Raw genomic sequence first — 13,089 nt, forward strand, 5'->3', positions numbered from 1 at the left:
AGGAGCGGCCTTGTGTCGCGAAAGGGCTGCGCAGCAGCCCCAGGATTTCCGCGCAGGTGCATAAATTGCCGGGGCTGCTGCGCAGCCCTTTCGCGACACAAGGCCGCTCCTACAGGGATCGCGCAAGTTTTGGGATATCGAGCATGGCGCTGGTTTGATCAGCCAGGCGACCGGTCGCGGCGCATCTGGCTAACCAGGGTAAAGCGGTCATCCGGGTGCACCGTCTCGGACACCGCCATCAGGTCGCCGTTTTCCTCGCGGTAATGGCGAATGATCTTCAGCCCCGGCGCGCCTGTCTCGGCCTTCAGCACTCGGGCCATTTCCGCGCTCAGCAACACTGCCCGCACCTGCTGGTCGACCACCGCGATCGCCCGGCCATAGTGCTGCTCGATAAGCCCCGCAATCAGCTGGTCGGGGTGCTCGCGGGCCAACTCGATGACCTCGGCATGGTCGCGCTGCGCGTACACATCGGTCCAGCACAGCGGCGCCGCGTTGTGCACGCGGTCGACACGGATGCTCGACACGCAGAAGTAGTGCTCGCCTGGTACCAGCCCCAGCCGCGCCGCCTCGCTCAGGTCGGCGACGAAGTGGCGCACGTCCTGAATTTCCCGTTGCTGCGTTTCCGCCAGGTGCGCCAGGTCTGCCACGCTGGCCAGTGACTGCGAGTAGCCACCGCGCGGGCTGCTGGCCTCCACCCGGGTGCCTACGCGCTTGCGCCGCGATACCAGCCCTTGGTTGAGCAATTGGTTGATCGCCGCGCGCACCGTGTGTCGGCTCACATCGTACAGGTCGCACAGCTCGAACTCGGTCGGCAGCAGGCTGCCCACCGGGTAGCGGCCGCTGGCGATGCCTTCCATCAAGTCCTTGGCCACGGTGCTATAGCGCGTCGGGTTCATACCTTTGGTCTGTCTCGCGAATTTGTAACAGCGGCGGGGCGCAATGCGGCCCCGGAAATCAAGCCTGTGCGGGCAGGCTCATATGCAGCAAGGGGAACGGCCGGCCTTCGCCATCCAGCGGTGAACGGCCGGTCTGGATGAAACCATAGTGCCGGTAGAACCCCACCGCCTGCGGGTTCTGCTCGTTGACATCGACGCTCATCACGCTGTGCTTCTGGCGGCCGAAGTCCAGCAGCGCGCGGCCTACGCCCTGGCCATGGCGTTCGGGGGCGACGAAGAGCATTTCCACGTGGTTGCCATTGAAACCGATGAAGCCCAGCGGGCGGTCTTCGGTGTCAACCGCGACCCAGAGCTCGACGGCCAGAAGGTAGACGTCGCGCAATTGCGGCAGCAGCGCGTCGATGTCGGACGCTTGTAGAAAGTGGTGCGTGGCGCGCACGGCGCGCAGCCAGATATCGAGCAGTTGCGGGTGGTCTGCAGCGATACTTTGGCGAATGATCATGGAGTCATGCCTGGGCGGTGTATGGCCGGGGAGGCCGGGAGGAAGAAAAAGGGTACCCGGATTGTGTGGGGCGGGGCAATGGACGGTGGGGCAGGGCATCAGCTGATGTGTTGCCCGGGCCGGCCCTTTCGCGGGTAAACCCGCTCCCACAGGGTACGCGTACCGCTTGCGAATTCAGTTCTCTACGTGGCAGCGCAGCCCAACGCGCTGGGCAATCTGCCTGAAAAACGGTATCTAGATGCCCGCCTCCAGGCCCAGCAAGTCCTGCACCGTCTGCCTGCGGCGAATCATCCGTAGCGCTCCATCCTCGATCAGGAACTCCGGCAGCAACGGCCGGCTGTTGTAGTTCGATGACATCGACGCGCCATAGGCCCCGGCGTCGTGGATCACCAGCAGGTCACCCACCTGCGCCTGGGGCAGGTCGTGCGGGGTCAGTTCCTGGTCATCCTGGGTGAACACATCACCCGACTCGCACAGCGGCCCGGCCACCACGGTCGGCTGCCGTGGGCGGTCCACCGGTTGGCCGTTGGCGTCGAGCAGGGTCATGCGGTGGTAGGCCCCGTACATCGCTGGGCGCATCAGGTCGTTGAAACCGGCGTCGATCATGACGAAAGTGTTGCGGCCCACCTGCTTCACGGCGCGTACCTCGGCCACCAGGTAGCCCGATTCCGCCACCAGGAAGCGCCCTGGCTCGATCTCCATGCGCACGGGGTGGCCCAGCATCGCTTCGATTTCCTTGCGGGCCACGGCCCAGGTCCGGGCGTAGCGTTGCAGGTCGACCGGCTTGTCGCTGCTGCGGTACGGGGTGGAAAGGCCGCCGCCAATGGAGAACGCCTCGATGTCCACGCCCAGGCGGCCGATCAGCTCGATCATCGAGCGGGCCACTTGCTCCAGGTGCTGGTAATCCACCCCCGAGCCGATGTGCATGTGCACCCCTACCAGGTGCAGGCCATGGGTTTTCACGCAGGCCAGCGCTTCGCCCAGCTCTTCGTGCCAGATGCCGTGCTTGCTGTTTTCGCCGCCGGTGTTGGTCTTGCGGCTGTGGCCATGGCCGAAGCCGGGGTTGATGCGGATCCACACGCGGTGGCCGGCCGAGCGTTCACCCAGTTGGCGCAGCATGTCGATGGAACCGGCGTTGACTTCGATCTTCGAGGCCACCACCCGCTCCAGGGTCGGCCGGTCCAGTGCGTCGCAGGTCAGCACCACGCCGGCAGGGTCGCCATCCACGCTGGCGCCCGCGGCAAAAGCCCGCTCCATTTCGCCCAGCGACACTGCGTCCAGCACCAGGCCGTGGGCGCGCATCAGGCGCAGCACATGCAGGTTGGGGTTGGCCTTCTGGGCGAAGCGCACGGTGTCGAACACCTTCAGCTGTTCGACACGCTCGGCGATGGTGCCGGCGTCGTAGGCCCACAGCGGCGAGCCGTGCTGGCGGACAGCATCGGCCAGAAGAGTGAAGGGTGCAGTCATGGCGGCGCTACTCATATAAGGAAGGCCACGAGGATGAGCCAAAGCAGGAATTCAGAAAAATAGCTATTTTTATGTCGGCCATTCATATCTGATATGACTATTACCGACTTGCCAGGTGTTGCCCGTGAAACTGTCCGTCCGCCATATCGAAGTGTTCCGCGCCATCATGGCCGCTGGCAGCGTCACCGGTGCGGCGCGCCTGCTGTTTACCTCGCAGCCCACCGTCAGCCGTGAGCTGGCGCGGCTGGAGCAGGTAACCGGGCTGAACCTGTTCGAGCGCGAAGGTGGCCGCCTGGTGGCGACGGCCCAGGCGCTGCTGTTGATCGAGGAGGTTGAGCGGGCCTACGTAGGGCTGGAGCGCATCGACCGCTTTGCCCAGGCCATCCGCAATTTCGAGCAGGGCCGGCTGGCCATTACCTGCCTGCCGCTGTTTTCCCAGACCTTGCTGCCCAAGGCTTGCCAGCGCTTTCACCAGCAGCACCGGGGCGTGAGCGTGAGTATCCTGGCGCAGGAGTCGCCGTTGCTGGAGGAGTCGCTGGTTGCCCAGCAGCATGACCTGGGCCTGACCGAGGTAGAGCAGATACCGCGTGGCGCCTACGGCGAATTGCTGTTCAGCGCCAACATGGTGTGCGTGCTGCCCGACGGGCACCCGTTGCAGGCCAGGGCCGAGCTGGAGCTGAGCGATTTCCACGAGGTCGACTTCATCAACCTGGCCAGCCTGGACACCTACCGGCAGCGCCTGGACCAGCACTTTCGCGCGGCAGGGGTGAACCGCCGCACGGTCATCGAGACCACCAGTGCTGCCTCGGTGTGCGCCATGGTGAGGCAAGGCCTGGGGGTGGCGATCATCAACCCGCTGAGCGGCCTGGAGGCGGCGCAGGGCGGGTTGCCAATTCGGCGGTTGCGGGTCTCGGTGCCGTACCAGGTGATGCTGATCAGGCCGGACCACCGGCCGGCGTCGGCGGCGGTGGAGCCGTTTTGCCAGGCGTTGCGGGTGCAGGCTCGGGAGATGCAGCAAGCGCTGGCATGATCGTTGTGGGGGAACTGCCTTGCACAAAACCTAAAAACTGGCGCGATCACTGTGGGAGCGGGCAAGCCCGCGAAGCAGGCGACGCGATGGATGGCACCGGCTGTGCCGGTGTTCGCGGGCATGCCCGCTCCCACAGGGGCAGCGCCGGTATTCAGTTTGTCACAGCTCGCAAACGAAGGTGCCGGTCCCGGCCAGGATGTTCTCCAGGGTTTCCTTCACTTCATCCATGTCACTCAACTCGCTGGTCAGGTTGATCTCCAGCACCTCATCCCCCTTCAGCGCATCCCGGTCGCCGGCCGCCACTTCGATCAGCAGGCGCTTGGCGCTCAGGGTTACTTTCAGGCCATCCAGCGTCGACGGCTCGTCATCCAGGGTCAGGTCGACGGTGTCTTCGTCCGGGTAGCGGGTCAGCAGGAACATCTGACCCTTGTCGCTGTGGCAGCACAGGGTCGCCATGTTGTCTTCCTCGTCATCGCAAGGGGTGGCGAACAGCAGGGCAGTATTGATTTGCATGGACAAGGCTCGGATCAAAGGAAACGGAAGGGAATTCTGACAGTCTTGCCGACAGGCATAAACGTAAAGTTACCCCCCCTTGACCGAAATTGTCGCAGCGCTGCAAGCCTTGATGACCGATCAGTCGTTAAGCTTCGGCGAGCCCTGGGCGTGCCTGCGCACGTTCAACGCCTGGTTTTACCGTCCGCCTTGCCACGGGTTGGCTATCGTTGATCCGTAGACGGCGCACGCAGCGACGCTTCAATTATTACAAAGCCCAAGCGGAGTACCACAGATGGCGTTCTTCACCGCAGCCAGCAAAGCCGACTTCCAGCATCAACTGCAAGCGGCCCTGGCGCAGCACATCAGCGAACAGTCCCTGCCACAAGTCGCGCTGTTCGCCGAGCAGTTCTTCGGCATCATCTCTCTGGACGAACTCACCCAACGCAGGCTTTCCGACCTGGCCGGCTGCACCCTGTCAGCCTGGCGCATCATCGAGCGTTTCGACCCCGAATACCCGCAAGTACGGGTGTACAACCCCGATTACGAGCGTAATGGCTGGCAATCGACCCACAGCGTGGTCGAAGTGCTGCACCACGACCTGCCGTTCCTGGTCGACTCGGTACGCACCGAGCTCAACCGCCGCGGCTACAGCATCCACACCCTGCAGACCACCGTGCTCAGCGTGCGCCGCGGCGCCAAGGGCGAGCTGCTTGAACTGCTGCCCAAGGGCACCCAGGGCGAGGACGTACGCCATGAGTCGCTGATGTACATGGAGATCGACCGTTGCGCCAACGCCGCCGAGCTGACGGTACTGGCCCGCGAGATCGAGCAGGTGCTGGCCGAGGTGCGGGTGGTGGTGGCCGACTTCGAACCGATGAAGGCCAAGCTGCGTGAAGTGGTTGCGGAGGTGGAGCAGACCGCCTTTGGCCCGGCGCAGAACGAAAAGGGCGAGGTCAAGGCTTTCCTCGAGTGGCTGCTGGACAACCACTTCACCTTCCTGGGCTATGAAGAATTCACCGTCAAGGGCGACGCCGATGGCGGCCAGATGGTCTACGACGAGCAGTCGTTCCTCGGCCTGCCGCGTCGCCTGCGCGTGGGCCTGACGAGCGACGAGCTGCGCATCGAAGACTACGCCGTGGCCTACCTCAACGAACCGCTGCTGCTGTCGTTCGCCAAGGCCGCGCTGCCAAGCCGCGTACACCGCCCGGCCTACCCGGACTACGTGTCGATCCGCCAGCTGGACGCCGACGGCAAGGTGATCAAGGAGCACCGCTTCATGGGCCTGTACACCTCGTCGGTGTACGGCGAAAGCGTGCATGCCATCCCTTATATCCGGCAGAAGGTCACCGAAGTCGAGCGCCGCTCGGGCTTCGATCCCAAGGCCCACCTGGGCAAGGAACTGGCCCAGGTACTGGAAGTACTGCCGCGCGACGACCTGTTCCAGACCCCGGTCGACGAGCTGTTCAGCACCGTCATGTCGATCGTGCAGATCCAGGAACGCAACAAGATCCGCGTGTTCCTGCGCAAGGACCCATACGGCCGCTTCTGCTACTGCCTGGCCTATGTACCGCGGGAAATCTACTCCACTGAAGTGCGGCAGAAGATCCAGCAGGTGCTGATGGAGCGCCTGAAGGCCAGCGACTGCGAGTTCTGGACCTTCTTCTCCGAATCGGTGCTGGCACGTGTTCAGCTGATTCTGCGGGTAGACCCGAAAAACCGCATCGACATCGACCCGCAGCAGCTGGAACGCGAAGTGATCCAGGCCTGTCGTTCGTGGCATGACGACTACTCGGCGCTGGTGATCGAGAACTTCGGCGAAGCCCAGGGCACCAACATCCTCGCCGACTTCCCCAAAGGTTTCCCGGCCGGCTACCGCGAGCGCTTCGCCGCGCACTCGGCAGTGGTCGACCTGCAGCACGTGCTGAACCTGTCGGAAAGCAAGCCGCTGGCGATGAGCTTCTACCAGCCATTGACCCAGGTCGGGGAACGCACCCTGCACTGCAAGCTGTACCACGCCGACACGCCGCTGGCGCTGTCCGACGTGCTGCCGATCCTGGAGAACCTTGGCCTGCGCGTACTCGGCGAGTTCCCGTACCGCCTGCGCCATGCCAGTGGCCGCGGCTACTGGATCCACGACTTCGCCTTCACCTACAGCGAAGGCCTGAGCCTGGACATCCAGCAGCTCAACGACACCCTGCAGGATGCCTTCATCCACATCGTCCGCGGCGATGCCGAGAACGACGCCTTCAACCGCCTGGTGCTGACCGCCGGCCTGCCATGGCGCGACGTGGCGCTGCTGCGCGCCTACGCCCGTTACCTGAAGCAGATTCGCCTGGGCTTCGACCTGGGCTACATCGCCAGCACCCTGAACAACCACACCGACATCGCCCGCGAGCTGACCCGGTTGTTCAAGACCCGCTTCTACCTGGCGCGCAAGCTCACCCAGGAAGACCTGGATGACAAGCAACTGCGCCTGGAGCAAGCCATCCTGACCGCGCTGGACGACGTGCAGGTGCTCAACGAAGACCGCATCCTGCGTCGCTATCTGGACCTGATCAAGGCCACCCTGCGCACCAACTTCTACCAGCCGGACGCCAACGGCCACAACAAGTCGTACTTCAGTTTCAAGTTCAACCCCAAGCTGATCCCCGAACTGCCTAAACCAGTGCCCAAGTTCGAGATCTTCGTCTACTCGCCACGGGTCGAAGGCGTGCACCTGCGCTTTGGCAACGTCGCCCGCGGCGGCCTGCGCTGGTCCGACCGCGAGGAAGACTTCCGCACAGAAGTGCTGGGCCTGGTGAAAGCCCAGCAGGTAAAGAACTCGGTGATCGTGCCGGTCGGCGCCAAGGGCGGCTTCCTGCCGCGCCGCCTGCCGCTGGGCGGCAGCCGTGACGAGATCGCCGCCGAAGGCGTGGCGTGCTACCGCATCTTCATTTCCGGCCTGCTCGACATCACCGACAACCTGAAGGACGGTGGCGTGGTGCCGCCGGCCAACGTGGTACGCCATGACGATGACGACCCGTACCTGGTGGTGGCGGCCGACAAGGGCACCGCGACCTTCTCGGACATCGCCAACGGCATCGCCATCGACTACGGCTTCTGGCTGGGCGACGCCTTCGCCTCGGGCGGCTCGGCCGGTTACGACCACAAGAAGATGGGCATTACCGCGCGCGGCGCCTGGGTGGGCGTGCAGCGCCACTTCCGCGAGCGCGGCATCAATGTGCAGGAAGACCCGATCACCGTCATTGGCGTCGGCGACATGGCCGGCGACGTGTTCGGCAACGGCCTGCTGATGTCCGACAAGCTGCAACTGGTGGCGGCGTTCAACCACCTGCACATCTTCATCGACCCGAACCCGGAGCCTGCGTCCAGCTTTGCCGAGCGCAAGCGCCTGTTCGACCTGCCGCGCTCGGCCTGGAGCGACTACGACACCAGCATCATGTCCGAAGGCGGCGGGATCTTCCCGCGCAGTGCCAAGAGCATCGCCATCAGCCCGCAGATGAAAGAGCGCTTCGCCATCGAAGCCGATCGCCTGACCCCGACCGAGCTGCTCAATGCGCTGCTCAAGGCACCGGTAGACCTGCTGTGGAACGGTGGCATCGGTACCTACGTCAAGGCCAGCACCGAGAGCCACGCCGACGTCGGCGACAAGGCCAACGACGCGCTGCGGGTCAATGGCAACGAGCTGCGCTGCAAGGTGGTGGGCGAGGGCGGCAACCTGGGCATGACCCAGCTTGGCCGGGTCGAGTTCGGCCTGCATGGCGGCGCCACCAACACCGACTTCATCGACAATGCCGGCGGCGTGGACTGCTCCGACCACGAGGTCAACATCAAGATCCTGCTCAACGAAGTGGTGCAGGGTGGCGACATGACCGAGAAGCAGCGCAACCAGCTGCTGGGCAGCATGACCGACGAAGTGGCCGGCCTGGTGCTGGGCAACAACTACAAGCAAACCCAGGCGCTGTCGCTGGCGGCCCGCCGCGCCCGCGAGCGGATTGCCGAGTACAAGCGCCTGATGGCCGACCTGGAAGCCCGTGGCAAGCTGGACCGTGCCATCGAGTTCCTGCCGTCCGAAGAGCAGTTGGCCGAACGCCTGGCCGCCGGCCAGGGCCTGACCCGCGCCGAGCTGTCGGTGTTGATCTCGTACAGCAAGATCGACCTCAAGGAACAGCTGCTCAAGTCGCTGGTGCCGGACGACGACTACCTGACCCGCGACATGGAAACCGCTTTCCCGCCGTCGCTGGTCAGCAAATTCGCCGAGTCCATGCGCCGCCACCGCCTGAAGCGCGAAATCGTCAGCACCCAGATCGCCAACGACCTGGTCAACAACATGGGCATCACTTTCGTCCAGCGCCTGAAGGAGTCGACCGGCATGAGCCCGGCCAACGTGGCCGGGGCCTACGTGATCGTGCGCGACATCTTCCACCTGCCGCACTGGTTCCGTCAGATCGAGGCTCTGGACTACCAGGTGCCGGCGGAAATCCAGCTGACCCTGATGGACGAGCTGATGCGCCTGGGCCGTCGTGCCACCCGCTGGTTCCTGCGCAGCCGCCGCAACGAGCAGGACGCCGGGCGCGACACCGCGCACTTCGGGCCGAAGATCGCGCAACTGGGGCTCAAGCTCGACGAGTTGCTCGAAGGCCCGACCCGCGAGCGCTGGATGGTGCGCTACCAAGGCTTCGTCGAGGCTGGTGTGCCGGAGTTGCTGGCGCGCATGGTGGCTGGTACTACCCACCTGTACACCCTGTTGCCGATCATCGAGGCTTCGGACGTTACCGGCCATGACCCGGCGCAGGTGGCCAAGGCGTTCTTCGCCGTGGGCAGCGCACTGGACCTGACCTGGTACCTGCAGGAAATCAGCAACCTGCCGGTGGAGAACAACTGGCAGGCGCTGGCCCGCGAGGCGTTCCGCGACGACATCGACCTGCAGCAGCGGGCGATCACCATCTCGGTACTGCAGATGGCCGATGCACCGGAAGACATGGACGCCCGCGTGGCGCTGTGGGCCGAGCAGCACCGGGTGATGGTGGAGCGCTGGCGCGCCATGCTGGATGACCTGCGCAATGCAACGGGTACCGATTATGCGATGTACGCGGTGGCCAACCGCGAGCTGGTCGACCTGGCCATGAGCGGGCAGGCGGCGGTGGTGCCGTCCTGAGCCATGAGCTGAAATGAAAAGCCCCGGCAGCGATGCCGGGGCTTTTTTATTCCTGTGCTGCTATCACAAGGCTTGAGCGTAGTGAGGCCCCTGTAGGAGCGGATTTACCCGCGAAGAGGCCGGTACAGGCTTACTTGAACCTGCGCTCCACCCCTTTCTCCACCAGGATCTTCGCCGAAATCTCTTCCACCGAAAAATGCGTGGAATTGATGTTGGGAATGTTCTCCCGGCGGAACAGGTTTTCCACCTCGCGCACTTCGAACTCGCACTGGGCAAAGCTGGAATAGCGGCTGTTGGGTTTGCGCTCGTGGCGGATGGCGGTGAGGCGGTCGGGGTCGATGGTCAGGCCGAACAGCTTGTTATGGTGCTTTTTCAGCACCGCCGGCAGCTGCAGGCGCTCCATGTCTTCCTCGGTCAGCGGGTAGTTGGCGGCGCGGATGCCGAACTGCATGGCCATGTACAGGCAGGTGGGGGTCTTGCCGCAGCGCGATACGCCTACCAGGATCAGGTCGGCCTTGTCGTAGTAGTGGGTGCGTGCGCCATCGTCGTTGTCCAGGGCGAAATTCACCGCCTCGATGCGTTCCATGTAGTTGGAATTGCCGCCAATGGAGTGCGACTTGCCGACGGAATACGACGAATGGGCAGTCAATTCTTGTTCAAGCGGGGACAAAAACGAAGAAAAGATGTCGATCATGAAGCCATTCGAGGTAGCCAGGATCTCACGGATGTCCTGATTGACGATGGTGTCGAAGATGATCGGGCGTACACCATCGCGCTCGGCCGCAGCGTTGATTTGCTGGACCATGGTCCGCGCCTTTTCCGGCGAATCGATGTAGGGACGGGTGAATTTATTGAACGGAATGCTCTCGAATTGAGCGAGCAGACTCTGGCCCAGGGTTTCGGCGGTGATGCCGGTGCCGTCGGAGATGAAGAACGCGGTTCGTTTCATTTGCGATCTGGGCCTTAAGCTGATGACGTTTCTTGGATATGATAAGTTCGGTTTGCCGAATGCGGCTGTCGGCATTCTCACTTATTTTCCAGGTACAGGCCACAAGCGTCCGGCCAAGTCAACGAAGGCAGGCGGGCGCCCTTGAGCTTTTCCAACACAGTTAGTGGAGAGATCACCTTGGTAGAGTACGTAGTTTCCCTCGATAAGCTCGGCGTCCATGATGTGGAGCATGTGGGGGGCAAGAACGCATCCCTGGGCGAGATGATCAGCAACCTCGCAGGTGCTGGTGTATCGGTGCCGGGCGGCTTTGCCACTACGGCGCAGGCGTACCGCGATTTTCTCGAACAGAGTGGTCTCAACGACCGTATCCATGCCGCGCTCGACGCACTCGATGTGGATGACATCAACGCCCTGACCAAGACCGGCGCGCAGATTCGCCAGTGGGTCATGGAAGCCGACTTCCCGGCACGTCTGGATTCGGAAATCCGTACGGCCTTCGCCGAAATGGCTGCCGGCAACGACAACATGGCCGTTGCCGTGCGTTCCTCGGCCACCGCCGAAGACCTGCCGGACGCCTCGTTCGCCGGCCAGCAGGAAACCTTCCTCAACATCCGCGGCGTCGACAACGTGATCCGCGCGGCCAAGGAAGTGTTTGCCTCGCTGTTCAACGACCGTGCCATCGCCTACCGCGTGCACCAGGGCTTCGACCACAAGCTGGTGGCCCTGTCCGCCGGCGTGCAGCGCATGGTCCGCTCCGAAACCGGCACCGCCGGCGTCATGTTCACCCTCGACACCGAGTCGGGCTTCCGCGACGTGGTGTTCATCACCGGCGCCTACGGCCTGGGCGAAACCGTGGTGCAGGGTGCGGTCAACCCTGACGAATTCTACGTGCACAAGAACACCCTGCAGGCAGGCCGCCCGGCCATCCTGCGCCGCAACCTGGGCAGCAAGGCGATCAAGATGGTCTATGGCGAAGAAGCCAAGGCCGGCCGTTCGGTCAAGACCGTCGAAGTGGACCGCGCCGAGCGCGCGCGCTTCTGCCTGACCGATGCCGAGGTCAGCGAGCTGGCCAAGCAGGCCATGATCATCGAGCAGCACTACCAGCGCCCGATGGACATCGAATGGGCCAAGGACGGTGACGACGGCAAGCTGTACATCGTCCAGGCGCGCCCCGAGACGGTGAAGAGCCGCTCCAGCGCCAACGTCATGGAACGCTACCTGCTGAAAGAAAAAGGCACCGTTCTGGTCGAAGGCCGCGCCATTGGCCAGCGCATCGGCGCCGGCAAGGTCCGCGTGATCAACGACGTATCGGAAATGGACAAGGTCCAGCCGGGCGACGTGCTGGTCTCCGACATGACCGACCCGGACTGGGAACCGGTGATGAAGCGCGCCAGCGCCATCGTCACCAACCGTGGCGGGCGTACCTGCCACGCGGCGATCATCGCCCGTGAGCTGGGCATTCCGGCCGTGGTCGGTTGCGGCAACGCCACCCAGGTGCTGAAAGACGGCCAGGGTGTGACTGTGTCCTGTGCCGAAGGCGATACCGGCTTCATCTTCGAGGGCGAGCTGGGCTTCGATGTGAAGCAGAACTCGGTCGACGCCATGCCCGACCTGCCATTCAAGATCATGATGAACGTCGGCAACCCGGACCGTGCCTTCGATTTCGCCCAGCTGCCCAACGCCGGTGTCGGCCTGGCGCGCCTGGAGTTCATCATCAACCGCATGATCGGCGTGCACCCCAAGGCGCTGCTGAACTACGCCGGCCTGCCAGCCGACCTGAAGGACAGCGTCGACAAGCGCATCGCCGGCTACAACGACCCCGTAGGCTTCTATGTCGAGAAGCTGGTCGAGGGCATCAGCACCCTGGCTGCGGCCTTCTACCCGAAAAAGGTCATCGTGCGCCTGTCGGACTTCAAGTCCAACGAGTACGCCAACCTGATCGGCGGCAAGCTGTACGAGCCGGAAGAAGAAAACCCGATGCTGGGCTTCCGTGGCGCTTCGCGCTACATCAGCGAATCGTTCCGTGACTGCTTCGAGCTCGAGTGCCGTGCGCTCAAGCGCGTGCGCAACGAGATGGGCCTGACCAACGTCGAGATCATGGTGCCGTTCGTGCGTACCCTGGGTGAAGCCAGCCAGGTTGTCGACCTGCTCGCCGAAAACGGCCTGGCCCGTGGCGACAACGGCCTGCGCGTGATCATGATGTGCGAACTGCCGTCCAACGCCATCCTCGCCGAAGAGTTCCTGGAGTACTTCGACGGCTTCTCGATCGGCTCCAACGACCTGACCCAGCTGACCCTGGGCCTGGACCGTGACTCGGGCATCATCGCCCACCTGTTCGACGAGCGTAACCCTGCGGTGAAGAAGCTGCTGGCCAACGCCATTGCCGCGTGCAACAAGGCTGGCAAGTACATCGGCATCTGCGGCCAGGGCCCGTCGGACCACCCGGACCTGGCCAAGTGGCTGATGGAGCAGGGTATCGACAGCGTGTCGCTGAACCCGGACTCGGTACTCGAAACCTGGTTCTACCTGGCTGAAGGCCAGGGCGCGGTCTGATGCAGTAAAACGCGGGGGTACGTCTGGCGTACCCCCGCC

General features: G+C 63.7%; 8 protein-coding genes. 3 read left to right on the plus strand and 5 right to left on the minus strand.

Annotation, left to right across the window (positions count from 1 at the left end; all coding sequences use genetic code 11):
* Nucleotides 1-158: 158 nt before the first annotated feature.
* From GYA95_RS04120 to lysA, 3 genes are all read right to left on the minus strand, one after another.
* On the minus strand, nucleotides 159-896 hold the full coding sequence (locus GYA95_RS04120) for a GntR family transcriptional regulator (RefSeq protein WP_015269487.1): 738 nt from the start codon (nucleotides 894-896) through the stop codon (nucleotides 159-161).
* Nucleotides 897-954: 58 nt separating this feature from the next.
* Nucleotides 955-1,398 (minus strand): acetyltransferase, encoded by a 444-nt coding sequence (locus GYA95_RS04125; RefSeq protein ID WP_015269488.1) that lies wholly within the window; start codon nucleotides 1,396-1,398, stop codon nucleotides 955-957.
* Between the two features lie 234 nt (nucleotides 1,399-1,632).
* Nucleotides 1,633-2,865, minus strand: coding sequence for a diaminopimelate decarboxylase (gene lysA, locus GYA95_RS04130; RefSeq protein ID WP_015269489.1), 1,233 nt, complete (start codon nucleotides 2,863-2,865; stop codon nucleotides 1,633-1,635).
* Nucleotides 2,866-2,989: 124 nt separating this feature from the next.
* On the opposite strand from lysA, the gene GYA95_RS04135 reads away from it, so the two are divergent.
* The gene (locus GYA95_RS04135; protein WP_015269490.1) at nucleotides 2,990-3,895 is read left to right on the plus strand and encodes a LysR family transcriptional regulator; all 906 of its coding nucleotides are present in this window, start codon (nucleotides 2,990-2,992) and stop codon (nucleotides 3,893-3,895) included.
* Between the two features lie 159 nt (nucleotides 3,896-4,054).
* Here GYA95_RS04135 and GYA95_RS04140 read toward each other — a convergent pair whose 3' ends face one another.
* Entirely contained in the window at nucleotides 4,055-4,408 is a 354-nt protein-coding gene (locus tag GYA95_RS04140; protein WP_013971664.1) for a hypothetical protein, read from the minus strand.
* Between the two features lie 274 nt (nucleotides 4,409-4,682).
* On the opposite strand from GYA95_RS04140, the gene GYA95_RS04145 reads away from it, so the two are divergent.
* Entirely contained in the window at nucleotides 4,683-9,548 is a 4,866-nt protein-coding gene (locus GYA95_RS04145; RefSeq protein WP_015269491.1) for an NAD-glutamate dehydrogenase, read from the plus strand.
* Nucleotides 9,549-9,678: 130 nt separating this feature from the next.
* On the opposite strand, the gene ppsR is transcribed toward GYA95_RS04145, so the two are convergent.
* Entirely contained in the window at nucleotides 9,679-10,497 is an 819-nt protein-coding gene (gene ppsR, locus GYA95_RS04150) for a posphoenolpyruvate synthetase regulatory kinase/phosphorylase PpsR (protein ID WP_015269492.1), read from the minus strand.
* A gap of 177 nt (nucleotides 10,498-10,674) precedes the next feature.
* Between ppsR and ppsA the strand changes: the two genes are divergently transcribed.
* The gene (ppsA, locus tag GYA95_RS04155; protein WP_015269493.1) at nucleotides 10,675-13,050 is read left to right on the plus strand and encodes a phosphoenolpyruvate synthase; all 2,376 of its coding nucleotides are present in this window, start codon (nucleotides 10,675-10,677) and stop codon (nucleotides 13,048-13,050) included.
* Nucleotides 13,051-13,089 lie beyond the last annotated feature (39 nt).

It is taken from the genome of Pseudomonas asiatica (assembly GCF_009932335.1).
Classification (GTDB): domain Bacteria; phylum Pseudomonadota; class Gammaproteobacteria; order Pseudomonadales; family Pseudomonadaceae; genus Aquipseudomonas; species Aquipseudomonas asiatica.

Bases quoted from the DNA above. Each gene is read 5' to 3' on its own strand.
- GYA95_RS04120 (WP_015269487.1), bottom strand. From the start codon at position 896: ATGAACCCGACGCGCTATAGCACCGTGGCCAAGGACTTGATGGAAGGC.
- GYA95_RS04125 (WP_015269488.1), bottom strand. From the start codon at position 1,398: ATGATCATTCGCCAAAGTATCGCTGCAGACCACCCGCAACTGCTCGAT.
- lysA (WP_015269489.1), bottom strand. From the start codon at position 2,865: ATGACTGCACCCTTCACTCTTCTGGCCGATGCTGTCCGCCAGCACGGC.
- GYA95_RS04140 (WP_013971664.1), bottom strand. From the start codon at position 4,408: ATGCAAATCAATACTGCCCTGCTGTTCGCCACCCCTTGCGATGACGAG.
- GYA95_RS04145 (WP_015269491.1), top strand. From the start codon at position 4,683: ATGGCGTTCTTCACCGCAGCCAGCAAAGCCGACTTCCAGCATCAACTG.
- ppsR (WP_015269492.1), bottom strand. From the start codon at position 10,497: ATGAAACGAACCGCGTTCTTCATCTCCGACGGCACCGGCATCACCGCC.